This window comes from Streptomyces sp. NPDC039465 (genome assembly GCF_055639315.1).
Genome location: NZ_JBVKAP010000001.1, coordinates 1,284,958 through 1,311,736, shown reverse-complemented (window position 1 = coordinate 1,311,736; position 26,779 = coordinate 1,284,958). Strand labels below are relative to the sequence as shown.

General features: G+C 72.2%; 22 protein-coding genes and 1 tRNA gene. 14 read left to right on the top strand and 9 right to left on the bottom strand.

Annotation, left to right across the window (positions count from 1 at the left end; translation table 11 throughout):
* Positions 1–61: 61 nt before the first annotated feature.
* The 6 genes from ACZ7LT_RS05885 to mycP all read left to right on the top strand — a co-directional run bounded on the left by ACZ7LT_RS05885 (position 62) and on the right by mycP (position 8,406).
* The gene (locus ACZ7LT_RS05885) at positions 62–952 is read left to right on the top strand and encodes an FAD binding domain-containing protein (RefSeq protein ID WP_471234698.1); all 891 of its coding nucleotides are present in this window, start codon (positions 62–64) and stop codon (positions 950–952) included.
* Entirely contained in the window at positions 949–2,571 is a 1,623-nt protein-coding gene (locus ACZ7LT_RS05880) for a (2Fe-2S)-binding protein (RefSeq protein WP_471234697.1), read from the top strand. The genes ACZ7LT_RS05885 and ACZ7LT_RS05880 overlap by 4 nt, the downstream gene beginning before the upstream one ends.
* Positions 2,568–4,880, top strand: a complete 2,313-nt coding sequence (locus ACZ7LT_RS05875; protein WP_471234696.1) for a xanthine dehydrogenase family protein molybdopterin-binding subunit — start codon at positions 2,568–2,570, stop codon at positions 4,878–4,880. Before ACZ7LT_RS05880 ends, ACZ7LT_RS05875 begins: the two co-directional genes overlap by 4 nt.
* Before the next feature lie 140 nt (positions 4,881–5,020).
* Positions 5,021–5,533 carry a hypothetical protein gene (locus ACZ7LT_RS05870; protein WP_471234695.1) on the top strand — a complete coding sequence of 171 codons (513 nt, stop codon included), beginning with the start codon at positions 5,021–5,023 and terminating at the stop codon, positions 5,531–5,533.
* 105 nt (positions 5,534–5,638) lie between these two features.
* Entirely contained in the window at positions 5,639–7,153 is a 1,515-nt protein-coding gene (locus ACZ7LT_RS05865; protein ID WP_471234694.1) for a hypothetical protein, read from the top strand.
* Between the two features lie 74 nt (positions 7,154–7,227).
* A complete protein-coding gene (mycP, locus tag ACZ7LT_RS05860; protein ID WP_471234693.1) occupies positions 7,228–8,406 on the top strand; it encodes a type VII secretion-associated serine protease mycosin in 1,179 nt (392 codons plus the stop codon).
* Positions 8,407–8,479: 73 nt separating this feature from the next.
* On the opposite strand, the gene ACZ7LT_RS05855 is transcribed toward mycP, so the two are convergent.
* Genes ACZ7LT_RS05855 through ACZ7LT_RS05845 form a run of 3 tightly spaced genes read right to left on the bottom strand, consistent with a single transcriptional unit; the run spans position 8,480 to position 13,866 of the window.
* Positions 8,480–10,576, bottom strand: coding sequence for a protein kinase domain-containing protein (locus ACZ7LT_RS05855; protein ID WP_471234692.1), 2,097 nt, complete (start codon positions 10,574–10,576; stop codon positions 8,480–8,482).
* A gap of 36 nt (positions 10,577–10,612) precedes the next feature.
* On the bottom strand, positions 10,613–12,835 hold the full coding sequence (locus ACZ7LT_RS05850) for a protein kinase domain-containing protein (RefSeq protein ID WP_471234691.1): 2,223 nt from the start codon (positions 12,833–12,835) through the stop codon (positions 10,613–10,615).
* 5 nt (positions 12,836–12,840) lie between these two features.
* Positions 12,841–13,866, bottom strand: a complete 1,026-nt coding sequence (locus ACZ7LT_RS05845) for a protein kinase family protein (RefSeq protein WP_471234690.1) — start codon at positions 13,864–13,866, stop codon at positions 12,841–12,843.
* Between the two features lie 179 nt (positions 13,867–14,045).
* Between ACZ7LT_RS05845 and ACZ7LT_RS05840 the strand changes: the two genes are divergently transcribed.
* Entirely contained in the window at positions 14,046–14,621 is a 576-nt protein-coding gene (locus tag ACZ7LT_RS05840) for a hypothetical protein (protein ID WP_471234689.1), read from the top strand.
* 714 nt (positions 14,622–15,335) lie between these two features.
* Here the strand turns inward: ACZ7LT_RS05840 and ACZ7LT_RS05835 are convergent.
* Together ACZ7LT_RS05835 and ACZ7LT_RS05830 are read right to left on the bottom strand one after the other, a co-directional pair.
* A complete protein-coding gene (locus ACZ7LT_RS05835; RefSeq protein WP_471234688.1) occupies positions 15,336–15,713 on the bottom strand; it encodes a hypothetical protein in 378 nt (125 codons plus the stop codon).
* Between the two features lie 366 nt (positions 15,714–16,079).
* Positions 16,080–16,151 (bottom strand) — tRNA-Cys (locus ACZ7LT_RS05830).
* Between the two features lie 183 nt (positions 16,152–16,334).
* On the opposite strand from ACZ7LT_RS05830, the gene ACZ7LT_RS05825 reads away from it, so the two are divergent.
* The 6 genes from ACZ7LT_RS05825 to ACZ7LT_RS05800 all read left to right on the top strand — a co-directional run bounded on the left by ACZ7LT_RS05825 (position 16,335) and on the right by ACZ7LT_RS05800 (position 22,247).
* Positions 16,335–17,849: an MFS transporter gene (locus ACZ7LT_RS05825; protein ID WP_471234687.1), complete on the top strand. Its 1,515-nt coding sequence runs from the start codon at positions 16,335–16,337 to the stop codon at positions 17,847–17,849.
* A gap of 33 nt (positions 17,850–17,882) precedes the next feature.
* Positions 17,883–18,083 carry a hypothetical protein gene (locus tag ACZ7LT_RS05820; RefSeq protein WP_471234686.1) on the top strand — a complete coding sequence of 67 codons (201 nt, stop codon included), beginning with the start codon at positions 17,883–17,885 and terminating at the stop codon, positions 18,081–18,083.
* Positions 18,080–18,472, top strand: a complete 393-nt coding sequence (locus ACZ7LT_RS05815; RefSeq protein WP_471234685.1) for a type II toxin-antitoxin system death-on-curing family toxin — start codon at positions 18,080–18,082, stop codon at positions 18,470–18,472. Before ACZ7LT_RS05820 ends, ACZ7LT_RS05815 begins: the two co-directional genes overlap by 4 nt.
* Positions 18,473–18,592: 120 nt before the next feature.
* Positions 18,593–20,377: a DEAD/DEAH box helicase gene (locus ACZ7LT_RS05810; protein WP_078513299.1), complete on the top strand. Its 1,785-nt coding sequence runs from the start codon at positions 18,593–18,595 to the stop codon at positions 20,375–20,377.
* Positions 20,378–20,727: 350 nt separating this feature from the next.
* Positions 20,728–21,372 (top strand): IclR family transcriptional regulator, encoded by a 645-nt coding sequence (locus ACZ7LT_RS05805; RefSeq protein ID WP_019886726.1) that lies wholly within the window; start codon positions 20,728–20,730, stop codon positions 21,370–21,372.
* A gap of 77 nt (positions 21,373–21,449) precedes the next feature.
* Positions 21,450–22,247: a YlbL family protein gene (locus ACZ7LT_RS05800; protein ID WP_471234684.1), complete on the top strand. Its 798-nt coding sequence runs from the start codon at positions 21,450–21,452 to the stop codon at positions 22,245–22,247.
* Between the two features lie 16 nt (positions 22,248–22,263).
* On the opposite strand, the gene ACZ7LT_RS05795 is transcribed toward ACZ7LT_RS05800, so the two are convergent.
* From ACZ7LT_RS05795 to ACZ7LT_RS05785, 3 genes are all read right to left on the bottom strand, one after another.
* Complete coding sequence (locus ACZ7LT_RS05795; protein WP_471234683.1) at positions 22,264–22,482, bottom strand: hypothetical protein; 219 nt, start codon at positions 22,480–22,482, stop codon at positions 22,264–22,266.
* Positions 22,483–22,520: 38 nt separating this feature from the next.
* The gene (locus tag ACZ7LT_RS05790; RefSeq protein ID WP_471234682.1) at positions 22,521–23,126 is read right to left on the bottom strand and encodes a helix-turn-helix domain-containing protein; all 606 of its coding nucleotides are present in this window, start codon (positions 23,124–23,126) and stop codon (positions 22,521–22,523) included.
* Positions 23,127–23,223: 97 nt separating this feature from the next.
* On the bottom strand, positions 23,224–23,700 hold the full coding sequence (locus ACZ7LT_RS05785) for an Lrp/AsnC family transcriptional regulator (protein ID WP_471234681.1): 477 nt from the start codon (positions 23,698–23,700) through the stop codon (positions 23,224–23,226).
* Between the two features lie 121 nt (positions 23,701–23,821).
* Here ACZ7LT_RS05785 and hppD point away from each other — a divergent pair, with 121 nt between their 5' ends.
* Complete coding sequence (hppD, locus tag ACZ7LT_RS05780; protein WP_471234680.1) at positions 23,822–24,967, top strand: 4-hydroxyphenylpyruvate dioxygenase; 1,146 nt, start codon at positions 23,822–23,824, stop codon at positions 24,965–24,967.
* Positions 24,968–25,117: 150 nt separating this feature from the next.
* Here hppD and ACZ7LT_RS05775 read toward each other — a convergent pair whose 3' ends face one another.
* On the bottom strand, positions 25,118–26,716 hold the full coding sequence (locus ACZ7LT_RS05775; RefSeq protein WP_471234679.1) for a tetratricopeptide repeat protein: 1,599 nt from the start codon (positions 26,714–26,716) through the stop codon (positions 25,118–25,120).
* Positions 26,717–26,779 lie beyond the last annotated feature (63 nt).

Below are 26,779 nucleotides of genomic sequence, written 5' to 3'. Positions count from 1 at the left end.
ACGTCCGGGCTGTGAGCACGTACGGTACGGCCACACAGGACACCGGGAAGGGGCAGCTGGGTTGACCACGCACGCACCGCAGGCGGCGCAGTCCGTGATGCTGCCTGCCTCGCTCGACGAGGCCGTGGCGGCGCTCAGCGCCATGCCCGCCGCCGTGCCCGTCGCGGGCGGCACCGATCTGATGGCCGCCGTCAACAACGGTCAGCTGCGTCCGGCCGGACTCGTCGGCCTGGGCCGGATCAACGAGACCCGGGGCTGGCAGTACCAGGACGGCAACGCCCTCCTCGGCGCCGGACTCACCCACGCCCGGATGGGCCGCCCCGACTTCGCCGCCCTGATCCCCGCGCTCGCCGCCTCCGCGCGGGCCGCGGGCCCGCCGCAAATCCGCAACGCCGGCACCCTCGGCGGCAACATCGTCACCGCCTCCCCGACCGGCGACACCCTGCCCGTGCTCGCCGCCCTGGAGGCGGAGCTGCTGATCTCCGGCCCCACCGGCGCCCGCGAGATCCCGGTCTCGCACCTGTTGGCCGGCCGCGAGATCCTCGGCCCCGGCGAGCTCATCGGCTTCGTGCGCGTGCCCCTGCTGCACGCCCCCCAGGTCTTCCTGAAGGCGACCGGCCGTACCGGCCCCGGCCGCGCCACCGCCTCGGTCGCCGTAGTCCTCGACCCGGCCCGCCGCGGCGTGCGCTGCGCGGTCGGCGCCATAGCGGCGATGCCGCTGCGCCCGCTGGAGGCGGAGCGCTGGATCGCCTCGCTGATCGACTGGGACGGCGAGCGGGGGCTGGCCGCCGAGGCGCTGACGGCGTTCGGCGAGTACGTCGCCGCGGCCTGCATCCCGGACCCGGTGGCCGTCGACGGCCAGGAGCCGCCGGCGCTGCCGCCCGCCGTCCTGCACCTGCGGCGCACGGTCGCCGCGCTGGCCCGACGAGCACTGGGGAGGGCGCTGTCGTGAGCACCGACGAGCACAACGAGCACAACGACCCGGCTGGGCACACCGGCCACGGCGAGACTCCGGACCACGGGCAGCAGTACGGCTCCTGGACCCCCACCCCGCAGAGCGGGGAGTACGAGGGCGACGCCACCGCATTCGTCCAGCTCCCGCCGGACTTCGGCCTGGACGCGGCCCCGCTGGCCGCCCCCGGACACGGTTACGTACCCCCGCACTTCGCCCCGCCGATGGTCACTCCGCTGACCCCGGCCGCCGCGACGGATCCCGCCGCCACCGGTAGCTGGGTCGTGCAGCAGCCCGGCGACCCGTCCGGCGAGCAGGTCGTTTGGCCCGAGCCGGGCGCGGCGCCGGGGGCGGCTCAGGAAGCCGCCCAGGAGCCCGTCTCGCAGGCGATGGAGTCCGACCCGCACGCGACGGGCCAGTGGAGCTTCCCGGAGGCGCTGGACGCCCCCACAGCGCCCGCGGCGCCTCCGGCCCCCTCCGAGCTCACCGGCCAGTGGACGATCCCGGTGGCCCAGGGGGATCTTCCGGACGAGTCGGGCGAGTTCACGACATCGGCGCTTCTGTCCCAGTGGGGTGGAGGCACCCCGCCCGCCACCCTGCCCGGCGGCGCCCCCGCGCCCTGGGCGGCCGAGCTCGCCGAGGTGGAGGCCGCCGAGGCCGAGGCAGCGGCGGTGGAGGCCGCCGCGCTCGCCGCCGCACAGCAGGCCGAGGCCGAAGCCGAGGCTGTCGAGCCCGCCGCGCCCGAGGTCCACGGCCCGCCGACGCTCCCGGGCGGCGCCCCCGCGCCCTGGGCGACGGAGGCCGCCGCCGAACAGGCTCCGCAGGAGCCCGTGTCCGCGGAGCCGGCCGAGCCCGCGCCGGCCGAGGAGCCCGCGGCCCTCGCCCCGGAAGCTCCGGAGGCCCTGGAGGCCTTCGAGGTCCAGGAGGTCCCGGAGACCCCGCAGGCGCAGGAGGCACACGAGGCCCCGGTGGCCCCGGAGCCCCACGCGGCGCCGGAGGCTCACGGGGAGCCGGACGCCTCGCCCGCCGCGCCCACCCACAGCAGCGACAGCGACGAGCACCCCCACACCTCCTACGTCCTACGCGTCAACGGCACCGACCGCCCCGTCACCGAGTCCTGGATCGGCGAATCCCTGCTCTACGTCCTGCGCGAGCGCCTCGGCCTCGCCGGCGCCAAGGACGGCTGCTCCCAGGGCGAGTGCGGCGCCTGCAACGTCCAGGTCGACGGCCGGCTCGTCGCCTCCTGCCTGGTCCCCGCGGCCACGGCGGCCGGCAGCGAGGTCCGTACGGTCGAAGGCCTCGCCGTCGACGGCGAACCCTCCGACGTCCAGCGCGCCCTCGCCAAGTGCGGCGCCGTCCAGTGCGGCTTCTGCATCCCCGGCATGGCGATGACCGTCCACGACCTCCTGGAGGGCAACCACGCCCCCAGCGAGCTGGAGACCCGCCAGGCCCTCTGCGGCAACCTCTGCCGCTGCTCCGGCTACCGCGGCGTCCTCGACGCCGTACGGGAGGTGGTCGCCGAGCGCGAGGCGAGCGCCGCGGCCGCTTCGGCCCAGACCCCGGACGAGCCCCGCATCCCGCATCAGGTTCCCCACCCGCACGACGGAGGCATGGCGTGAGCAACGACGCGGCCACCGCCACCATGGCGGTCGACGGACCCCAGCAGGAGCCGTCGGCCCACGGCCTCGGCGCGTCCCTGCCGGCGGCCGACGCGCGTGCCAAGACCGAGGGCACGTTTCCGTACGCCTCCGACCTGTGGGCCGAGGGCCTGCTGTGGGCCGCGATCCTGCGCTCACCGCACCCGCACGCCCGGATCGTCTCGGTCGACACCACGGCCGCCACCGAAATGCCCGGCGTACGGGCGGTGGTGACCCACGCCGACGTCCCCGGGGACCCGGCCTACGGCCGTACCGTCGCCGACCGCCCCGTCTTCGCCACGGATCTCGTACGTCACCACGGCGAGGCCATCGCCGCCGTCGCCGCCGACCACCCGGACACCGCCCGGCTCGCCGCGGCCGCGATCGCCGTCGAGTACGAAGTACTCGACCCGGTCACCGACCCGGAGAAGGCGTTCGCCGCCGAGCCGCTGCACCCCGACGGCAACCTGATCCGGCACATCCCCCTGCGCTACGGCGACCCCGACGCCACCGGCGACGTGGTCGTCGAGGGCCTCTACCGCATCGGCCGCCAGGACCCCGCCCCCATCGGCGCCGAGGCCGGCCTCGCCGTGCCCCGCCCCGACGGCGGGGTGGAGATCTACACCGCCTCCACCGACCCGCACACCGACCGCGACCTCGCCGCCGCCTGCTTCGGCCTCACCCCGGAACAGGTCAAGGTCGTCGTCACCGGCGTCCCCGGCGCCACCGGCGACCGCGACGACCCCGGCTTCCAGATCCCGCTCGGCCTGCTCGCCCTGCGCACCGGCTGCCCGGTCAAACTGGCCGCCACCCGCGAGGAGTCCTTCCTCGGCCACGCCCACCGCCACCCCACCCTGCTGCGCTACCGCCACCACGCGGACGCGGAAGGCCGGCTGGTGAAGGTGGAGGCGCAGATCCTCCTCGACGCGGGCGCGTACGCCGACGCCTCCTCGGAGTCCCTCGCCGCCGCGGTCGCCTTCGCCTGCGGCCCGTACGTCGTCCCGCACGCCTTCATCGAGGGCTGGGCGGTCCGGACGAACAACCCGCCCTCCGGGCATGTGCGCGGCGAAGGCGCGATGCAGGTCTGCGCCGCCTACGAGGCCCAGATGGACAAGCTGGCGGCCAAGCTCGGCCTGGAGCCGACCGACATCCGCATGCGCAACGTCCTCGCCACCGGTGACCTCCTCCCCACCGGCCAGACCGTGACCTGCCCCGCCCCGGTGGCCGAACTGCTCACGGCCGTACGGGACTTCCCCCTACCCTCGCTCCCCATGGACGCCCCGGAGGACGACTGGCTGCTGCCCGGCGGCCCGGAGGGCGCGGGCGAACCGGGCGCCGTACGCCGCGGCGTCGGCTACGCCCTCGGCATGGTCCACATGCTCGGCGCCGAAGGTACCGACGAGGTCTCCACGGCCACGGTCAAGGTCCAGGACGGCGTCGCCACGGTCATCTGCGCGGCCGTCGACACGGGCCAGGGCTTCGCCACGCTGGCCCGCCAGATCGTGCAGGAGACGCTCGGCATCGACGAGGTGCACGTGGCCTCCGTCGACACCGACCAGCCCCCGGCCGGCCCCGCGACACACGGCCGCCACACCTGGGTCTCCGGCGGCGCCGTCGAGCGGGCCGCGAAAATGGTCCGTACGCAGCTGCTGCAGCCGCTGGCCCACAAGTTCGGCATGTCCACCGAACTGCTCCAGATCACCGACGGCAAGATCACCTCGTACGACGGCGTGCTGTCCACGACCGTCACGGAGGCGATGGACGGCAAGGAACTCTGGGCCACCGCCCAGTGCCGCCCCCACCCCACCGAGCCCCTGGACGACGCGGGCCAGGGCGACGCCTTCGTCGGCCTCGCCTTCTGCGCCATCCGCGCGGTCGTGGACGTCGACATCGAACTCGGCTCGGTCCGGGTCGTCGAGATGGCCGTCGCCCAGGACGTGGGCCGCATCCTCAATCCGGCCCAGCTCGCCACCCGTATCGAGGCGGGCGTCACCCAGGGAGTCGGCGCGGCCCTCACGGAGAACCTCCGCACGGCCCGCGGCATGATCCGCCACCCGGACTTCACCGGCTACGCACTCCCGACATCCCTGGACGCCCCGGACATTCGCATCGTCAAACTCCTCGAAGAACGGGACGTCGTGGCCCCCTTCGGCGCGAAGGCGGCGAGCGCGGTCCCGGTCGTCACATCCCCGGCCGCGGTCGCCTCGGCGGTCCGCGCGGCCACGGGCCGGCCGATCAACCGCCTCCCGATCCGGCCGCAGGCGGCCGTGGCGGTACCGAACGCCACGTAACTGGTCACCGTGTGATCCGCGTTGCTTCTGCAATCCGGAGATGCGCGGTGTCACCGGTGCTGACTACAGTGATCTCCGAAGCTTTGTGTGTGAACGGGGAGGCGTCGGGGGCCATGGCGGGCAGTAGCGGTTCAGAAGCGATGTCGGGCAGCGAGCGTTCGCTGCGCGCGGTCAATCCGGCGCTGGCGTCGGCGCTGTACGACCCGGAGTCCATGAAGGACTTCAAGGGCCGGATCGACCGCCTGCTCCAGGGGCTGAAGGAGTCACCGGCCAGCCCCGACAAGGTGGGCGCCGACCGCGTCGAGCGGACGCAGTTCGGCGGCGGCGGGGGCGCCTGGGCCGAGGCGTCCGGCCTGTTCACCGCGTACGGCAACGTCATCACGCAGCTGGAGAAGCTGTCGCAGTTGCTGGCGGACTGCATGGAGGGCATGGGCATCGCGGTCGTCGCGTCCAAGGAGGGCTTCGAGAACCTGGACGACGACATTCGTCGCCGGATGATGGCCATCAACGCGCGTGCGGAGAAGCACTACGACCCCAAGCGCGACCCGGTAGCCCGGGAGAAGGCCGAGAAGGAAGCCGAGAAGCAGGGCCAGCCGGCCACACCGCCGCAGGGCGGCGACACGGCGGGCGGCAACGGCGGGCTGGACGAGTAGGACGGCGGCGGGCGCGAAACGCGTTCCACGTATTCCGACTTCGTGTTCCAAACTTCCTACTTCGCATACGACTTCGCGCACTACGGGGATTGACGAGGCAGACACATGGCTGAAAAACATGACGGCGGTGGTGGGGGCTCGACCTCCTTCGAGTCGATGTCGCACCAGCAGATGCTGGAGTGGCTCGACCAGGCCAGCAGCTTCTACGTCAAGGCGGCGTCCGACAAGCTGAACCTGGCGGCGGGCGAGATCAAGGAGATCGCCCAGCAGCTGCAGTTCCGCCCGGAACGGGTGGAGTGGAAGGGCGAGGCCTTCCAGGAGTTCAAGGACTGGGGCGCCAGCCTGGCGAGCGCCACGTGGCGGCTCGCGTACTACAGCGAGGACGCGGCGAAGTGGATGAGCGACGCGTCGGACGCGATCGCCCTGGCCCAGAGCGCGATCCCGCGGTACACCTCCCACAAGCAGGCCCAGGAGAACTTGGACGCGGCGAAGTCGGCCAAGAACGATCCTGACGCGAAGACCGTGAAGGACAACGCGGAGGCCTCCCTGGCGAAGAAGGAGGAGGAGAACCGGCTGGCGGCGGCGGCCGAGATGCGGAAGCTGTCGCAGACGTACTCGCAGTCCAGCGCGGAGATGGGGAAGCTGCAGGTACCGACGTTTCAGCCGCCGCCGACGGCGTTTGTTCCGGCGGCAGAGGATCAGCGTGGCGGATACGGCCAGGGCATCTCTCGCTCCACGGGCTATGAGAGCCGTGGCGTGGGCGACTCAGGGTCGTCTGACACGACTCGTTCCCATGTGAACCGTCCCACCGATGATTTCACCCCGGTTCCGCCGGGCGATGACCGGAACGGGACTCGGCCGGGCAACGTGGTGCGGCCGGAGCCGCCTGTCGATCTCAACATCGACAGCGTGAACACCCTCCCGCCTCCCACCGCCACACCCCCGCAGACGACGACGCCGGTTGTCCAGCCGCCTCTGGGTAAGCCCGAGATCGGCCCGATGCCTGGCCCGATCGTTCCGGGTATTCCTCCGCGTACTAACGGCCAGCCCCCGACCGTCCCGACGGGTGGCCAGCGCACCCCGACGACCCAGACGGGCAAGCACGTGCCCGGCCCCCACCAGACCGGCCCGCTCGGGAAGCTGCCGACGACCCGGGAAGGCATCACGGGCGGAAAGCCTGTCCTGCCCACCACTCAGGGACGGCCCGCAACCGGCCTTCCCCGCACCCCGGTGATCGGGCAGGAACACATGACGGGGCGTGGGCCCACAGGGCACGCCGGGGGCGCGGGCCCGCACCCGGTCGGCGGGCAAAACGGCATCATCGGCGGCCGACGCCTGGCCGGCGAGACCGGAGGCATCGTCGGTGGCCGAGCCCAGCAGCCCGGCGCGACGAGCGCGCGTCCGTTCACGCCGGGCGGCACAGGGCTCGTACGGGGAGCGGCAGCGGGTGACGCGGCTCGTACCCCTGGTCAGGCCATGGGCCGCGGCGGCGCCCCGCACACCCAGGGGACAGGCCCGCAGCGCGAGGAGAACCGCGGCGAGCGGCCGGACTACCTGGTCGAGGACGAAGAGACCTGGCAGCAGGGCAACCGTCGTGTCGCGCCGCCGGTCATCGACTGATTAAGAGGAAGTAGATGCGTACCAGCAGTATTCGTTCGGTTCGTGGTCGGGCCGTTGTCTCGACCGCTCTGGGGATGCTGCTGCTAGGCATCGCATCCGTGCCGGCGCACGCCGAGACGATCCGCTCCAAGCAGTGGCATCTCGACGCCATGGGAGCCGAGAAGATCTGGAAGCTCAGCACGGGCGAGGGTGTGACGGTCGCTGTCATCGACAGCGGTGTGGACAAGTACAACCCCGACCTGGCAGGACGCGTGCTCAAGGGGAAGAACCTGGAGCCCAACGAGCCAGGAGACGAGCAGACCGACTACTCCAGTCATGGAACCGGGATGGCTGGGCTGATCGCGGGCACGGGGAAGAGCGGCGGGGGAGACGGCGCGTTCGGCCTGGCCCCGGGGGCCAAGATCCTTCCGATTCGCATGCCGAGGTCCGGTAAGACCGGCAGCCAGAAGGACGGCGACATCCGTTTCAACAAGACGGCCCCCGTCGCCATCCGTTTCGCGGCGGATGCAGGCGCCAAGGTCATCAACATCTCCCTGGGCGCTAAGGAGGGCTCGCAACAACTCTCCGACGCCGTGAAGTATGCCTTGGCCAAGGGGTCTTTGGTCTTTGCCGCCGTGGGAAACTCCGGTCATCTCGGCAACGGGCTTGAGTACCCCGCCGCCACCCCCGGCGTCGTAGGTGTCGGAGCCATTGACAAGAACCTCAAGAAGATCAAGATGTCCCAGACGGGACCGCAGGTCGACGTCGTCGCCCCCGGCGACAAGATGGTCCACGCCTGTGGCGGCAAGACCGGGCTCTGTGAGACCGGTGGTACCAGTGACGCCACCGCCCTCGCCTCCGCCACCGCCGCGCTCATCTGGTCCAAGCATCCCGACTGGACCAACAACCAGGTCCTCAAGGTCATGCTCAACACCGTCAGTGGGTCCACCACCGGTGAGAAGCGCAGCGACTTCATCGGATACGGCGCCCTGCGCCCCCTGCGGGCGCTGAAGTCGCCCGGGGACCCCGGGCCGGCGGATGTCTACCCGCTGCCCGACCTCGCCGCAGCCGAGTCCAAGTCGCCCTCCCCGCAAGCCTCTTCTCCTGCATCCACCGGCAGCGACACCGACAAGGCTTCCTCCGCGCCGGTCGCCGACGCCAACGAGAGTGGCGGGAAGACCGGCCTCTGGATCGGGCTCGGCGTCGCCGCGGTCGTGCTCATCGGCGCCGCCGTGGCCGTGCCGCTCGTCCGGGCGCGGCGGCGAAGCGCCTAGGCAGCCACGCCCGGCGTCGCACTTCTCGGGCAGAACGCGGCCCGGGCCCCGGGCCCGGACCGCCCCGCGCCCGTCACACCACCGGAAGCGCCGTCAGCCCGTCCTTCGTCATCACGAAGACGCGGTTGCCGTCGGCGTTGAAGCCCGTGACGTCGCCCTTCGGGCGGTAGTTCAGCATCGATCTGCCGCCCTCCAGCGACAGCATGATGACCTCCGGCCAGTCGTCCAGGATCCACGCGTGCGTGCCCTGGAGCAGCACCGGGCTCTGGGGGTCGCCGATGGCCGACCCGGACTCCCACAGCAGGGCGCCGTCCGTGCGCCGTACGCGTTGGACGAAGACGCCGCACATCGCGTAGACGGCGCCGTCCACCACGGTCGGCGCCGACCAGGCCTCGGGCTTGCCCCAGGCGTCCTTGCTGGGCTTGGTCGTCCAGATCTCCTTGCCGTCGGTGAGGCGCCGTGAGGTGAGGTGCTTGCCGCCGAAGAAGACCCGGTCGCCGTTGATGACGGGTGCGAAGAGGACCTTCGCCCCCGATTCGAACGTCCAGGCCTTGCGGCCGTCGCGGGTGTCGACGGCGAGGATCGTGCCGCTCTGGGCGCACAGGACCAGTCGGCCGAGCGAGGCGGCGCCGCGGGGGCGGATCTCCGTGTCCAGCTTGACCGGGCTGGCCGCGGTCCAGCGGATCTTGGCGTCCTTGCGGCCGATCGAACGCAGCTTGCCGGCCTTGGTGACGACGTAGACGGCCTCGTCGTCGGCGGCCAGGACGGACCGGGCCTCCGCGTCCGGCGCGGTCCACTTGGGTTCGCCGGTGGAGGCCACGAAGGTCAGCAGCGCGCCGTTCTTGCCGACGGCGGCGACCAGTTGGTCGTCGAGGGAGAGGAAGCGGCCGGTGGCGTCCACGTCCGTGGCTTTCCAGCGTTCCTTGCCGTCGACGACGCTGAGCGCGGCGAGCCCGCCGCCCCGCGCGCCAAGGATGATGACGTCCCGGATGGGCTTCGGCGGCGGCGAGTCCTCGGCGATCCCGTTCACCTGCCACAGCGGATTGAGATCGGGGGCGTCGATGCCGACGGTGACCTCCCCCTTGTTCGGGTCGAGGATGCGCGCCTCGGGGGTCGTGACCGCCGGGGGGATGTCGAACGGCCCCGGCTTCGCGGTGCCGCCCAGGCCCGTGCCGCCGTCCTTCAGCAGCCACCACGCCGTCCCGCCGCCACCGGCGGCCAGCACGCCGCCGCCCGCCACCAGGGCCCCGATCAGGCGGCGACGAGAGACACCGCCGCTCTTCGGAACGACCGTGATCTGCTGGACGGTCGACTCGCGGGTCTTGATGTCGGCGGCCAAGACGCCCTGCCGCCAGGCGCGTTCGGCGCCCTTCGGCGGGACGAACGCCTCGGCGACCAGGGCCGGGGTCGGGCGGGCGGCGGCGTCCTTGGCCAGGCAGGGCCCGATCAGCGCGTGCAGATGCGACGGGACCTGGCTCAGATCGGGGGTGCCGTGCACGACCTCGTACTGCACGGCCGCCACATGCGCCCCGTCGAAGGCCCGGCGCCCACCGGCCGCGTAGACGAGGACCGCGCCGAGCGAGAACACGTCCGACGGCGGCCCGACGCGCTGTCCGAGGACCTGCTCGGGGGCGCCGTAGCCGGGGGTGACCGGGATCTGGCCGGTGGTGGTGAGCGTCAGACCGTGCTCGGGGCGGGCGATGCCGAAGTCGATGACGCGCGGCCCCGACGACGTCAGCACGATGTTGGCGGGCTTCAGATCGCGGTGGATCAGCCCGGCGGTGTGGATGTCCTGGAGCGTGCGGGCCAGGGCGGAGGCGAGGACGCGGAGGGTCGCCTCGTCCATCGGACCGTACGCCTGTATCGCCTCGTCCAGTGTCGGACCGGCCAGGAACTCGCAGGCGATCCACAGCCGCCCGCCCTCGGTCTGCGCGCCGAGCACCCGCGCCACGCCCTTGCTGGTGACGGCCTGGGCCATCTGCGCCTCGCGGACGAACCGCTGGGCGAGATGCCGGTCGTGGGCCAGCTCGGGACGGAGCACCTTCACGGCGGCAGGGCTGCCGGTGCCGTCCTGGGCGAAGTAGACCTTGCCCATGCCGCCTTCGCCGAGCACGCCGAGGAGGCGGTACGGGCCGAGCCGGAGCGGATCGCCGGTGCCGAGGGGGTCCATGCGGGGAGATGCCTTCCCGGTGAGGGGTGGAGCGGACTACTGGAGGGGGAACGCGGCGAGCAGACGGTTGCCGTACGAGATCACCTGTCCGGCCTTCTCATGGGCGCAGAAGCGGGTGCCGGCGGTCGCGTAGACCTTGGCGGTCGTGTGCGTGCCGACGTCGACGGCGCGCAGGCCCGAAGGGTCGCGGGCGTAGACGTACTTCGTGCCGACGACCGGGCGCTCCACGAGATCGGTCCGGGCGCCCTGCGTGCCCTTCTCCTGCCAGCGGACCTTGCCGGTCGCCGCGTCGACGGCGACGATGCCGAGGCTCTTCTGCACCGCGTACACCACACCGTTCTTGACCGCCGGCGGGCCGACGACCCGGCCCGGGACCTTCCAGGCCTCGCCGCCGTCGCTCAGGCGCAGCGCGCGCAGGGTGCCGGAGCCCAGGTACACGTGCCGCTCGTCGGTGGTGAGCCGCTCGCGGATCTGCTCCGGCTTGATGCCGGCGAACGGCTTGTCCCAGATCGCCGCGCCCGTACGGGCGTTACGGGCGACGACCCGGACCTCGCCCTTGTTGGTCTCCTGGAGCAGGACGAGCCGGTCGCCGACGACCCGCCCCGCGAGGAAGTGCAGCCGGTCGGACTTGTCCGGGCGGCGCGGCAGGGAGTGCTTCCAGCGGACCTTGCCCGTGCGGGCGTCGATGGCGGTCAGCCACCACGACTGGGCGTAGTCGAAGTAGGCCATCTCCTTGTCGCGTTCCTTGCCCGGTGCGGCGGCGTAGATGACGCCGCCGCTCGCGCAGATCAGCTGGATCTCGTAGACGACGCCGTTGTACTCGCCGATCAGCGGCACCCGCCGCTTCGCCTGGCCGGTGGTCAGGTCGAGCGACTCGATCAGCAGCGGCCAGGGCTTGCCCTTGTCGCCGATGGACTCCTTCAGCTCACCGACCCGGTAGACCTCCGTGCCGTCGGAGGTCACCTGCCAATTCGGCTCCACCTCGCCCGTGGTCCAGCGCGCCACGCCGGTGGCGGCGTGAACACCGGCGAAGCCGTTGCCGATGGCGAGAACGACCTGGTCGCCGACAGGGAACGGCACCGACGCGAGGGCCGGGGTGAGGTCGATGCTGCTCGGCTGGCCGACCGCGATCTGCCAGGTGTAGGCGGGCTTCGGCTCCGCCGACTCGGTGGGGGAGGGGGAGGTCGAGGGCCCGGCGGCGTGCTTCTTGCCGCCCCCGCGCTCACGCACCGCCCACGTCCAGGTCCCGAACGCGGCCGCCGCGACACCAAGGGCGGACCCGCCGCCGACCGCCAGCAGCCGGCGGCGGGAGACGGCGGGGGCGTCCGGGGTGGTCGGGGCAAGGGCGGAGTCCGCGGGGGCCGGGAGGCGGTAGGGCTGGTACTGCCAGACCTCGGTCGCCCGGCGGGCGATCTCCCCGAGCAGCGGATCGGGCAGATGGTCGGCGAAGTCGCCGTGCCCGTCGTGGAGTTCGGCCGCGAGCTGGGCCGTGGTGGGACGCTCGGCCGGGTCCTTGGCGAGGCAGCGGGTCAGGACGGGGACCAGGGACGGCGGGACGTCCGACAGCTCCGGCTCGCTGTAGCGGACGCGGTAGAGCAGGTCGGCCGCCTGCCCGCCGCCGAACGGGCCGTGGCCGGTCGCCGCGAAGACCAGCACACCCGCCAGGGCGAAGACGTCACCGGCCGGGGTGTGCTCCTGGCCGGTGGCCTGCTCCGGGGACATGAAGGCGGGGGTGCCCGCGGCCGCGCCCGTGCGGGTCAGATGGGTGTCCCCGGCGGCCCGCGCGATACCGAAGTCGATGACCTTCGGCCCGTACGCCGTCACCATCACGTTCGACGGCTTGAGGTCACGGTGGACCACGTCCGAGGAGTGGAGCTGGGCCAGCGCCCCGGCGAGCGCGGCGCCCAGGGCCCGTACCGACGTCTCGGGCAGCGGGCCGCACAGCTCGACCGCGTCGTCGAGCGGCGGGCCGAGGACGTACTCGGTCGCCAGCCACGGGGTCTCGGCCTGCGGGTCGGCGTCGATGACCGCGGCGCCGTGCTGGCCGCCGATGATCCGGGCCGCGTCGGTCTCCAGCCGGAAGCGGGTACGGAAGGCGGGATCGGTGGCGATCCGGGCGTGCATGGTCTTCAGCGCGACGGTACGGCCGGTGGCCCCGCGGGCCAGATAGACCGTGCCCATGCCGCCGCTGCCCAGCCGGGCGATCAGGCGGTACGCGCCGAAGCCGGGCGGGTCGTCGTGGGTCAGGGGGGACAGCATGGCCTTCAGTTCCAGGTCTGCGGGATGTGGGGGGTGTGCGCGGGCTGGGGGGCCTGCACGGGCTGGGGGGCCTGTGGAGGTTGGGGGATCTGCGCGAGTGGGGGGACCTGCGCGAGTGCGGGGAGGCGGAGTTCGGCGGCCAGGACCTCGGCCGACTGGCGGGCGAGGGCGGCGACGATCCGGCCGGGGAGCCAGCCCGGGGTCATCAAGGACCCGGCCGAGCTGAGCACGGTGGCGTGCGGGGCCGGGGGCGCCAGCTCGGCCAGGGCGTCGGCCGCGGAGGGCCGGCCGGCCGGGTCCCGGCTCAGACAGGCGGAGATCAACGGGCGCAGGGCGGCCGGGAGTTCGTCCCGCTCGGGCACAGTGTGCCCGGTGGCGGCGTACGCGAGGACCGCGCCCAGCGCGTAGACGTCGCCGGGCGGGCGCGGGCGGCCGCCCGAGACCTGCTCGGGGGCGAGGCCGCCCGGCTCCAGGCCCGGGAGCCCCGCCCGCTGCTCACCGTCCGGCGCCGCGGCCCGTACGGCACCGAAGCAGCTCAGCCGCGGCCCGTCGCCGGTGATCAGCACGGCGGCGGGGGAGAGGCCCGCGTGCGTCAGACCCTGGGCGTGCGCGGCCTGCAGCGTCTCGGCGAGGGCGGCGCCCAGCGCGCGTACGGTCCGCTCGGGCAGCGGGGAGCCGTGCACGGCGAGGGCGACCGGCAGGGGGAGGGCGGGCAGGTACGGGACGGCGTACCAGGGTGCCTCCCCGGCCGCGGCCACCTCCGCCACGGGTGCGACCCAGGGGCCCATGAGACGCCGGCCCGCCTCCGCCTCGATGGCGAAGCGGCCGGGGTCGGCGCCCGGCAGCGGGGAGTTGACCAGGACCGTACGGTCGCCGTCGGCGCTGCGAGCGATGAAACGACGGCAGGGGACGTGGCCGCCCGGCGGGTCGAGTCGGGTGATGAGGTGGTACGGGCCGATCTGTCGTGCGCCAGGGGCAGCGGCAGGAACAGGGGCAGGGGTAGGGGCGCCGTCCGGGCGTGGCCGTTCCATCTACGAATCCCCCTCAGCTGTCACCAGAGCAACAGGAGCCTACTCATGTCCCAGAGTGGCCCCGGCGGGTGGGCGGCGGACCCGTTAGAGAGCGGAGCCGTGCTGAGTGCGTGTACTCAGCGGGGACTGAGCTGTCCGACGCTGTCGGCGTCCACTGTTGGCGCCTTAGCGTCGCGATCATGAAGACGACGACCCGAGTGGTCCTGGCGAGTGCGGTCTGCCTGGGGCTCGTGGCCGCGGCGGGGGTGTACGCCTTGGCCCGCCCGTCCGCCGGCGACCGGGGCCCCGGCCCCGCCGAGCGGCTGACCGCGAGCGCGCACCGGCTCGACGAGCGGGCCCAGTGGCTGTACGACGAGCTGGGGCTGCCGGGCCGCACCGACCCCGGCCAGGTCTCCATGTCGTCGGAGGGCTGCTTCGGCATGCGGTGGCGCCTCAAGGAGGAGCTGAACGGCGTCAGCATGCAGCAGAGTTGGCAGCTCGACCCGGTGACCGGCGCGGAAGCGCGTGCGGCGGCCGGGCGCGTGAGGACCAAGCTGGTGGCGGACGGCTGGAAGGCGAACGACATCGGCCGGGGCGGCAGCGTGAACCTCCGCCTCAAGGAGCCGCGCAGCGGCGACCAGGTCGACCTGCACTGGCCCGCGGAGGGGCGGCCGCTCTTCGTGACGCAGTACGCGGCGTGCGTGCCGACGTCGAAGGAGGAGGGCGGCTTCGACCTGATCAAGCCCTGGGACTCGACGTTCAAGCCGAATCCCTGAGCCGGTTCACGGCCTCAGTCGGTGACCCGGTTCCTCGTCCCGGGCCGGGGACGGGCGGCCAAGCAGGGAGAAGGCGAGGGTCGAGGCCCTGGTGATCAGCGCGGGTAACAAGATCGTGGCTATCGTTGCGAGACGATCTTGTAGCTCGAGTGGGGACAGTCGCATGAAACTACGCAGGAACATCGCAACCACTGTGTCAGCCCTGGCCTTGGCCATGGGGGGTTTGGTGGGTACCGCGCAGCCGGCAGCGGCTGTGGGGGGCTGCCCGGCCGGAAAGCTGTGTCTCTACAAGGGGACCAGCTACCGATATCTCACCGCGACCTTGGCCAGCACCAAGGTGTGTGACACCAGGTGGAATGAGAACTTTCCGCTTGGTATCGCCTCATACGTAAACAATCTGCCCGTCAAGGCTGCCATTCTGAGTAGTAGGACAGGGCGCATAGAAGGCACGATTCGCGCCGGTGGCTTCAGCAGCAATACCGGGCCGCAAGGCTCTTTCGGGATCAACCCCATCATCTGCACTGGTGGCGCGACTCTCTGACGGGGACTAGCGCCTCTGAGTCGCGGTGGCCGGGTGCTGGCTTGGTTGAGGGTGCCGCTCACCGCTCACGCCGCTGCCGCTGCCCGCGCCGGACGGCCGGGGTCGCGGGGAGACGCACCGCCCCGTGAGGCCGTTGGCCTCACGGGGCGGTGCGCGGTATGTGGCGTGGGCGCCTACTTGATGTTCAGCGCGACCGTATCGCCTTCGGTGAGGTTGTCCAGCGGGATAGTCCTGCTGAACGTTTGGGCCTTCTTCCCCGGTGCCTTACACGTGACATCGACCGTGAGACTGAACGACGAGTCCAACGGGGCGTCGAGGCTGACAGGGCCGAACGTCGCCCTGCGGTTGGTCGGGTTGTTGGTGGGACCCGACGCATCGTCCTCACCACTGTCCAGCGATACCCGAGTGGGAACTGAGTTGTTGGGGGCCGGGAATGCCTCCTTGCAGGTCACTTTGCCGTTGAAGGCCACCGTACCGACTGGGGGCACTGCCGAGGCCTGACCGGCTGTCAGGAGGCTTCCGACCAACGCAGCGATGACGACGGGGGCCATGCTCACGAGAGCACGAGACCTGCCGGAGATGCGGGACATGCGGGACGTGCGTGTAGACATGGGACCACCTGCTCGTGGGGTACGAGTAGTTCTGTGGAGGCTAGTTCTGTGGAGGCCGACCCTGATCGTCGATACGACAGGCCTGGCTCGGAGATCGCCAGGTTTCGCGGGGTCGTCCGTGAACCGGGCCAGGGTAGAGCTGCCGTGCTTTGACCAGCTGATTCGGCAGCCCCCAGGCGCTTCACTCACCACATTCCTACAGCGCCTCCCGGCCCGCAACCGGAACCCCGTTCAATCGGTGATGAACGAAAAGGCGGCATCCCATCTGGGATGCCGCCTTTTCGTTATCCCTGTTCAGGGCAGTAGAGGCCGTGATCGGAATCGAACCGACGTAACTCGCTTTGCAGGCGAGCCCCTGAACCACTCGGGCACACGGCCGTGTGTGTGGCGACATCAACGACCGTACGGGCGGCCGCCGCAGGGCCTCAAGAGCGGCGCCCGCGCCGCAACACGACTGCCATGCCGCTGCCACGCCGCGTTCATGGTCGTACGACCAAAGGCGCACCGCGGCCCGGCCCCGTGACAGGGTCCAAAACCAGTAACGCCCCTTACTCTGGGCTCATGAGCGCCCTTGAACCACCGGACACCGACATACCGGCCCCCCAGGTCCCCCAGACCTCCCCGACCCCCCTCCCCGCCGCCCCCGGACAAGGCGGCGGCAGCGTGCTCGACCGGGCCCACCGGGCGCTCTCCGTCGGCACCGTCTCCGTCGTCCTGCTGATCGCCTTCGAGGCCACCGCCGTCGGCACGGCCATGCCCGTCGCCGCACGCGAGCTGAACGGCGTTCCCCTCTACGCCTTCGCCTTCTCCGCGTACTTCACCACCAGCCTCTTCGCGATGGTCCTGTCCGGACAGTGGTCCGACCGGAGCGGGCCGCTCGCCCCGCTCACCGCCGGGATGTCCGCCTTCGCCGCCGGACTGCTGCTGTCCGGCACGGCGGGCACGATGTGGCTGTTCATCGCAGGCCGGGCCGTGCAGGGCCTCGGCGGTGGTCTCGTGATCGTCGCGCTGTACGTCGTCGTCAGCCGCGCCTACGCCGAGGCGCTGCGGCCCGCCATCATGGCCGCGTTCGCCGCGAGCTGGGTCATCCCCTCGGTCGTCGGCCCGCTCGCCGCCGGCACCCTCACCGAACACCTCGGCTGGCGCTGGGTGTTCGTCGGCATCCCGGCCCTCGTCGTCCTGCCGCTCGCCCTCGCGCTGCCCGCGATCCGGCGCACCGCCTCGGGACCCGCCGACCCGCACGCGCCGAAGGCCGCGTTCGACCGGCGGCGGATCCGGCTGGCGTTCGGGATCTCGCTCGGCGCGGGGCTGCTCCAGTACGCGGGGCAGGAGCTGCGCTGGCTCTCCCTCTTCCCGGCCGTGGCGGGCGTGGCGCTGCTCGTGCCGTCCGTACTCGGGCTGCTGCCGCGCGGCACCTACCGGGCGGCGCGCGGACTGCCGTCCGTGGTGCTGCTGCGCGGGATCGCGGCGGGGTCGTTCATCGCGGCCGAGTCCTTCGTGCCGCTGATGCTGGTCACCGAGCGCGGCCTCAGTCCGACCCTCGCCGGGATGTCGCTGGCCGTCGGCGGGGCCAGCTGGGCCCTCGGCTCGTACATCCAGGCCCGGCCGTGGGCGGAGCCGCACCGGCAGCGGCTGATGGTGCTCGGCATGGTCCTGGTCGCCGCGGCCATCGCGGCCGCGCCGAGCGTGCTGATCCCCGCGGTGCCGGCCTGGACGGTCGCGGTCGCCTGGACCTTCGGTTCCCTCGGCATGGGCCTGGTGATCGCCTCGACCAGCGTCCTGCTGCTGACGCTCTCGGCGCCCGACGCGGCCGGTGCGAACTCCGCCGCCCTGCAGATCTCCGACGGCCTCTCCAACGTCATCCTCCTCGCCACCGGCGGCGCGGCCTTCGCGGCCCTCGGCGGCGGCGCGATGGCCCACGCGACGTCCACCGCCTCCTCGGCCTCCCACCCGGCCGCCTTCGCGGCGGTGTTCCTGCCGATGGCCGCGGTGGCGCTGGCCGGGGCGTGGGTCGCGACGCGGCTGGAGCCCCCGAGGACGCCGAACGACCCGGCGGCCCCGGCGAAAACCGGCTGACCACGCGCCCTCGCGCCCCTTACGCTCCGTCAGGTGAACGAGCTGACCCTCCGCCTCTCGGACGCCGAGTGGGCCGAACTCACCGACCTCGCCGACGCCACCGGGCGCACCCCCGAGCAGTGGGCCCACGAGGCCGTCACCGGCCGGCTGCGCACGGACCGCGTCCTCACCCTGCACGAGGGAAAGCGCCTGGCGCTGCGCCATGCCGCACTCCTGCGGAGGCTGGGCCAGTGAGCACGGACACGGACGGGGTTCGGCACCTCACGCTCGTCGAGGTCACCGAGCTCGCACGGATCGCCTGCCAGGGCCAGGCCGTGGAGGTACGCGCGCCGGGGCTGCTGGAATCAGCCGTGCACCGCCCGCGGGCACGAATGTTCGGCACACTCGCCCACGACGACCTGTACGAACAGGCCGCCGTGCTGCTCCAGGCCCTCGCGGGCAACCACCCCCTCATCGACGGCAATAAACGCACGGCCTGGCTCGCCACGGCCACGTTCCTCGCCGTCAACGACGTCGACCTCGCCGACGCGGACCAGGACACCGCGTACGACCTGGTCATCGACGTGGCGTCCGGGGCCGAGGCGGACCCGGCGCGGATCGCGGAGCGACTGCGGGCACTGTGACGCCCGTCGCACTCCGCGAGGTCACCGCGTCGCGCGGCCGGGACGGGGACCGGGCCGCCGGTAAGGTGGCCCGGTTGTCGTACGGACATCCCGTGTACCCGAGCCCGTGAACCGGAGACCGTGACTACTACCGCCTCCCATCACCTCTCACCCGCCTTCCCCGGCCGGGCCCCCTGGGGCACCGCCAACAAGCTGCGTGCCTGGCAGCAGGGCGCCATGGAGAAGTACATCCAGGAACAGCCGCGCGACTTCCTCGCGGTGGCGACCCCCGGCGCCGGAAAGACCACCTTCGCGCTGACCCTCGCCTCCTGGCTGCTGCACCACCACGTCGTGCAGCAGGTCACCGTCGTCGCGCCCACCGAGCACCTCAAGAAGCAGTGGGCCGCCGCGGCCGCGCGGATCGGGATCAAGCTCGACCCCGACTACAGCGCCGGACCGCTCAGCAAGGAGTACCAAGGCGTCGCCGTCACGTACGCCGGTGTCGGCGTACGGCCCATGCTGCACCGCAACCGCTGCGAGCAGCGCAAGACCCTCGTCATCCTCGACGAGATCCACCACGCCGGTGACTCCAAGTCCTGGGGCGAGGCCTGCCTGGAGGCGTTCGACCCGGCCACCCGGCGGCTCGCGCTGACCGGTACGCCCTTCCGGTCCGACACGAACCCCATCCCCTTCGTCACGTACGAAGAGGGCAACGACGGCATCCGGCGCTCCTCCGCCGACTACACCTACGGCTACGGCAACGCCCTCGGCGACGGCGTCGTCCGGCCCGTCATCTTCCTCTCCTACAGCGGCAACATGCGCTGGCGCACCAAGGCCGGTGACGAGGTCGCCGCCCGGCTCGGCGAGCCGATGACCAAGGACGCCATCTCCCAGGCCTGGCGCACCGCCCTCGACCCGCGCGGCGACTGGATGCCCAACGTGCTGCGCGCCGCCGACCAGCGGCTGACGGAGGTCCGGAAGGGCATCCCGGACGCCGGCGGTCTGGTGATCGCCAGCGACCAGGACTCGGCCCGCGCCTACGCCAAGCTGATCCGGGAGATCACCGGCACCAAGGCCACCGTCGTCCTCTCCGACGACGTCGGCGCCTCCAAGCGGATCGACGAGTTCAGCGAGAACGACGACCGCTGGATGGTCGCTGTCCGCATGGTGTCCGAGGGCGTCGACGTGCCCCGCCTCGCCGTCGGCGTCTACGCCACCACCATCTCCACCCCGCTCTTCTTCGCCCAGGCCGTCGGCCGTTTCGTACGATCCCGCAGGCGCGGCGAGACCGCCTCCGTGTTCCTTCCGACGATTCCGAATCTCCTCGGATTCGCCAACGAGATGGAGGTCGAGCGCGACCACGTCCTCGACCGTCCCAAGAAGGACGGCGAGGAGGACCCGTACGCCGAGTCCGAGAAGGAGATGGCGGAGGCCGAGAAGCAGCAGGACGAGGACACCGGCGAGCAGGACATGCTGCCCTTCGAGGCGCTGGAGTCCGACGCCGTCTTCGACCGGGTCCTCTACGACGGCGCCGAGTTCGGCATGCAGGCCCACCCGGGCAGCGAGGAGGAGCAGGACTACCTCGGCATCCCCGGCCTCCTCGAACCCGACCAGGTGCAGCTGCTCCTCCAGAAGCGCCAGGCCCGGCAGATCGCGCACAGCCGCAAGAGGCCCGACTCCGAGGCCGACCTGCTGGAGCTTCCGGCCGAGCGGCGGCCGGTCGTCTCCCACAAGGAGCTCCTTGAGCTGCGCAAGCAGCTCAACACGATGGTCGGCGCCTACGTCCACCAGAGCGGCAAGCCGCACGGCGTCATCCACACCGAGCTGCGCCGCGTCTGCGGCGGTCCGCCGAGCGCGGAGGCGACCGCGGGTCAGATCCGGGAGCGGATCAAGAAGGTCCAGGAGTGGGCGACCCGGATGCGCTAGCGGGGCGTACCAGGCGGGGCCGACGGACGGGGCGTACAGGGGTGTATAGGGGGCGTACGAGCGGGCTACGGACATAGTTCGTCTTGTCCTCCAAAGCCGCACGTCGGAGCGGAGGACACCCCGAACGTGGATCAAGGCCTCACGAACGCCCGGATTCTGGACGAGGGCTTCCGCTGAGCGGAGCCGGTCGCTACTGTCCCCCGCAACATGCACGCCCCGTGGCAGCGCCGCCGCGGAGCGCAGCCGGTGTGCCATGGCCTGCCGGCGGCCTCTCCGTGCGTCGCCGCTGGGACCGGTGTCGCAACCCCGCGAGAGTGTCCGCCGTCACTCACTCCGAAGGAGAGGGCGTCGTGACCGCGGAGACTTCCCAGACGCTCGACCGGGGCCTCAGGGTCCTCAAACTGCTCGCCGACACCGACCACGGCCTGACCGTCACCGAGTTGTCCAACAAACTCGGCGTCAACCGGACCGTCGTCTACCGTCTGCTCGCCACACTCGAACAGCACGCCCTCGTCCGCCGCGACCTGGGCGGCCGTGCCCGGGTGGGACTCGGCGTGCTCAGGCTCGGCCGCCAGGTCCACCCGCTCGTACGGGAGGCGGCGCTGCCCGCGCTGCGCTCGCTCGCCGAGGACATAGGCGCCACGGCCCATCTGACCCTGGTCGACGGCGCCGAGGCGCTGGCCGTCGCGGTCGTGGAGCCGACCTGGACCGACTACCACGTCGCCTACCGCGCCGGTTTCCGCCACCCGCTGGACCGGGGCGCGGCGGGCCGGGCGATCCTCTCCGCCCGTCAGGCCGGCGGCCTGGGCGACCCCGGCTTCACCCTCACCCACGGCGAACTGGAAGCGGGCGCGAGCGGGGCGGCCGCGCCGCTGATCGGCGTGACCGGCATCGAAGGCAGCGTCGGCGTGGTCATGCTCGCGGACGCCATCCCCGAGCGGGTCGGCCCCCGCGTTCTGGACGCGGCCCGCGAGGTCGCGGACGCGCTGCGCTAGCGCCGAAGGGAGCTCGCACCGGCGGCGGGGCGAGCCCGTCGTACGCCCCGCGCACGACCGGCCGATACATTGGCCGGGTGCTCTCCCGTCTCGGCCACCTCACCCGTACCCGCGCGCTGCTGCTCTGCGCGCTGCCCGTCGTCGCGCTGCTGTTCGTCGTCGGGCTGGCACCGCTGCCGTACTCCGTGGCGCAGCCAGGGCCCACCGCGGACGTGCTCGGCACGGACGAGGGGAAGCCGGTGATCACGATCTCCGGGGCGCCGACGCGGCCCACCAGCGGGCAGCTGCGGATGACGACCATCGTGGCGACCGGGCCGTCCGCCGACATCGGGCTCGGGCAGGTCGTGGACGGGTGGTTCCGTACGGACCGGGCCGTGCTGCCCCGTGACTCCGTCTACCCCGCGGGGAAGTCGGACGCCGAGGTCGCGAAGCACAACCTGGAGCAGATGACCCAGTCTCAGGACGTGGCTGTCCGGGCCGCCCTCGGCTACCTCGGCAAGGATCCGAAGCAGGTGAAGGTCACCCTGCACCTCGCCGACGTCGGCGGCCCGAGCGCCGGGCTGCTGTTCTCGCTCGGGATCGTCGACAAGCTCCAGGGCGCCGGCGCCGGCAAGGACCTCACCGGCGGGAAGACCATCGCCGGTACGGGAACGATCGAGGCCGACGGAACGGTCGGCGCGGTTGGCGGGGTCTCCCTGAAGACCCAGGCAGCCGGACGGGACGGGGCCACCGTCTTCCTCGTACCGAAGGCGGAGTGCGGGGACGCGCAGTCCGAACTGCCCAAGGGCATGCAGCTCATCCCGGTCTCCACGCTCAAGGACGCGGTCACCTCCCTGCGCGCACTCGGCACGGGCGGCTCGGTCCCCACCTGCTGACGCCTCGCTGACGAGGTCACACGGCCGTCGGACGTACGATCCGCGCCCCCGGGCCCGCCAGCCGCAGACCCAGCGCGACCAGTGCCCAGCCCACCTCGGCGCGTACGGCATGGGCCGCCCGCGACCCGCGACGCGCGCCGGTCGACCGGTGGGGGAGCAGGACGGCGGCCGCCGCCTCCTGGCGCAGCTCGGCGGCGCGCAGTTCGTGCAGCCGCATGTGGATGTGTCCGTGCATGGCGGGTGTCCCTTCGGTCGTCTCGGTCGTCTCTGTCGTCAGGCGTTGCGCTGGGGGAACGCGTGCAGATGGACGCGGACGCGCTCGGCGTCGCCGGGCTCGGCGAACGCGTAACTCCGGATCAGGGCGTGCAGCTTCTGGTCCAGCTCGCGCAGCTGCTCCGGGGTGACGTGCAGGGTGAAGTCGCTCAGGTCGGACGCGGCGACCCACTCGTCGGACCAGTCGGATCGGGTGCCGATCCAGGTGGAGAGCTCCTGGTTGTGGATGGTCGCGAGCTCGTGCATGTAGACGTCGACCGCGCCGCGGGTCTCCGGGTCGGCGTCGTGGAGCAGCGACTCGTCGAAGGTGGTGCCCTGCTGGGCCGCCTGCCACCACCGCTCCCGGCCCTTGCCGCGCTCAGGGGCGTCCTCGACGAAGCCATGCGCGGCGAGCTGGCGCAGGTGGTAGCTGGTGGCCCCGCTGGACTCGCCCAGACGGTCGGCGAGCTGCGAGGCGGTGGCGGGGCCGTGCCGCCGCAGGGCCTGGAGCAGGCGGATACGGAGGGGGTGGGCGAGGCCGCGCAGGGACCGCGGGTCGAGCGCGCGCTCCACGCGCTTCTGGTCACGCGGAGGCGGGGACTGGGGATCGGACTCGGGCTCGGGCATGCTTCGACTCTAAGCATGCAAAGAAGTCCTTGCAAGCATTTCTTTGCAAGGACTTCTTTGCGAGGAGTCCTTCGCGGCGTTCCGCAGGGCGGCTCCGCTATGGCCCCTCGTCCTGCGCCGCCTGTTCCACCAGCGGGATGATCCTGAGCGGGACGGGGTTCTCCATCACGATCGCCGTCGACGCGCGCACGATCCCGGCGAAGCCGACCACCCGGTCGATCACCCGCTGGAGATCGGCGTTGGAGCGGGCGACCAGGCGGCAGAGCATGTCGCCGTGGCCGGTGGTCGTGTGCAGTTCCAGGACCTCCGGCACGGTCGCCAGGTGGGCGCGGATGTCCCCGCCCTGACCCTGCTTGATCTCCAGGGTGGCGAACGCGGTCACGGGGTAGCCCAGCGCGGCGGGGTCGACGTCCGGGCCGAAGCCGCGGATCACGCCGTTCGACTGGAGACGGTCCAGCCGCGCCTGGACCGTGCCCCGGGCCACGCCGAGCCGGCGCGAGGCCTCCAGGACCCCGATCCGCGGCTCCCGCGCCAGCAGCACGATGAGACGGCCGTCCAGATGATCGATCGCCATGACGGACTCCTGATGGTCACCATGTACAGATAGCCCGGCCATAGTGCCCGCTGCCTATGCAGATTGCCCAGCCGAATCACAAACTATTGCGCAGCTTGTGGATCGGAGAGAGTCTGCCGCCATGACTGAGACCATCGATCACACCCCCTCCACGGCGCGGCAGGCCGACCCCTTCCCCGTGAAGGGAATGGACGCGGTCGTCTTCGCCGTCGGCAACGCCAAGCAGGCCGCCCACTACTACTCCACGGCCTTCGGCATGAAGCTGGTCGCCTACTCCGGACCGGAGAACGGCAGCCGCGAGACGGCCAGCTACGTCCTCACCAACGGCGCCGCCCGCTTCGTGTTCACCTCCGTCATCAAGGCCACCACCGACTGGGGCCGCTTCCTCGCCGAGCACGTCGCCGAGCACGGCGACGGCGTGGTGGACCTGGCCATCGAGGTGCCGGACGCCCGCGCCGCGTACGCCTACGCCGTCGAGCACGGCGCCCGTGGCATCACCGAGCCGTACGAGATCAAGGACGAGCACGGCACCGTCGTCCTCGCCGCCATCGCCACGTACGGCAAGACCCGCCACACCCTCGTCGAGCGCTCCGGCTACGACGGCCCGTACCTGCCCGGCTTCGTCGCCGCGAACCCGATCGTCGAGCCGCCGGCCAAGCGCACCTTCCAGGCGATCGACCACTGCGTCGGCAACGTCGAGCTCGGCAAGATGAACGAGTGGGTGGCCTTCTACAACAAGGTCATGGGCTTCACGAACATGAAGGAGTTCGTGGGCGACGACATCGCGACCGAGTACTCGGCGCTGATGTCGAAGGTCGTCGCCGACGGCACCAAGAAGGTCAAGTTCCCGATCAACGAGCCGGCGATCGCGAAGAAGAAGTCGCAGATCGACGAGTACCTGGAGTTCTACGGCGGGCCGGGCGTCCAGCACATCGCGCTCGCGACCAACGACATCGTCGCCACCGTCCGCACCATGCGCGCGGCCGGCGTCCAGTTCCTCTCCGTCCCCGACACGTACTACGACACGCTCGGCGAGTGGGTCGGCGACACCCGCGTGCCGATCGACGAGCTGCGCGAGCTGAAGATCCTGGCCGACCGCGACGAGGACGGCTACCTGCTGCAGATCTTCACCAAGCCGGTCCAGGACCGCCCGACGGTCTTCTTCGAGATCATCGAGCGCCACGGCTCGATGGGCTTCGGCAAGGGCAACTTCAAGGCCCTCTTCGAGGCGATCGAGCGCGAGCAGGACAAGCGCGGCAACCTCTAGCCCGTAGAACCCGTGGGCCCGGCACCGCAACGGGGGGCCGGGCCCACGGTGGTCGCCAGGGGCGTCGGCCGTGCGCCGGTGGGCGCGTACACGGCCGCACGCGAAGCCGCCGATGGCGACGAGCGCCGCCGTCGTGCCGCCCCGCCGCCGTCAGTCCGTCCGCGTGGACACCGACGACACGGACGACGAGCCGACCCCAGACCCCGACACCGACCCCGCCTCCGCGCCCGCCGCCGAGGACGGAGCCGACGCCGTCCTGGGAGCGCCCGTCCGCTGGGAGGACGGCTCGCCCGACCCCCGCCCCTGAGCGGTCGGCTTTCCCGTCTCGCGGGACGCCTCACGCGCCGCCTCCCGCCCGGCGGACGGCGGCTTCGGGTGCATCTGGCGCGGCCCGCCCTCCGGGGGATCGCCCAGCGACGACAGGGACTCCTTCGCCCGCGGCGCCAGTAGCGGCGAGAAGTGCGGATTGATCCGCAGCGCCTCACCGATGTGGCGGCGCGCCGCCCCGTACTCACCGAGCGCCCGCTCGATCTCCCCGCGGTGGTACGTGAACAGCGCGCTGCGCAGCCCGCTCTCCGTCGCCCGCTTCGCGAACTCCAGCGCCTGCCGCGGTTCGCCCGCCTTCAGCAGCGCCCAGCCGAGCGCGTCGGCCACCTCCACCGAACGGTGCTTGGCCCACAGGGTCCGCAGCCGCGCCACCGCCGCCTGCGGATCGCCGTGGTCCGCCTCGAACCGGCCGAGGACCAGCGTGTCGTCGACCCCGCCCGGATTCCCCCGCTCCTGCCGGTCGTGCAGCACGTCGTACCGCGTCTGCGCGTCACCGCCGAGCCCCAGCGACTCGTACAACTCCCCGGACTCCAGCGCGTACGACGCCAACGGCTGCGCCCGCAGCGCGTCCTCGTAGTCGCGGAACGCGTCGTCCGTACGCCCCAGCGCGCCCAGCGCCCGGGCTCGGCCCGCCAGCGAGGGGGCGTGGCCCGGCAGCAGCCGCAGCGCCGCATCGTAATTGTCCACCGCCTCGGTCAACTCGCCGCGCTCCCAGGCCAGTTCACCCAGACGGTGCAGACATGCCGCCTTCTCGGCCGGGGTTCCCGCGCGCGCCGCGGCCTCGGCCGCGGTGGCCGCCGCGTCCTCGCGCCAGCCGCGGTCCCGGTAGGACTGCGCCGCCCGGGCCAGCACCGGCGACCCGGAGTGCAGCTTCCCCAGCTGCTCCACGGCCTTCTGCGCCGCCTTGTAGTTGCCCAGGCCGTTGTACGCGTCGATCAGCACCGGATACGCCGTCCACCGCTTCGGCCGCAGCCGACGCGCCTGCTCGCCCCACCGCCAGGCCGCCGTGTAGTCGCCGCGCGCGTTGGCCAGCGCCCCGAGTCCCACCTGCGCGTCCACGTTCCCCTTCTCGGCCGGGAGCTCCACCAGGGATCGGCGCAGCGCCCACTCCGCCCGCCGGAAACTCGCCGGGTCCCCGACGCGGGTGCCGCGCTCCGTGTACGCCGCGCCCAGCACCGCCCAGGACTCCTCGTCCGTGGGGTGCTTACGCAGCCACTTCTCCCGGTCGCCGATGAGCGCGGCCAGATCCGGCAGCGTCGCCTGCGCCCCGGAAGTCACCGCCGTCATCGCCCGCGCGGCAGGCCCCGGCGCCGGCGCGGGTGCGTCCTTCAGCGCTCCGGGCACGAACGTCAGAGCCGTCCCGACCAGCACCGCGCCCACCCCCGCGGCCAGGACCGTCCTTGTGACCGTTTCCGTCTTCATGGCGCTCACTGTGCGTCGGTACGAAGACCACACGAAGGCCACACTCCGCCCGGTGAAGCGGAT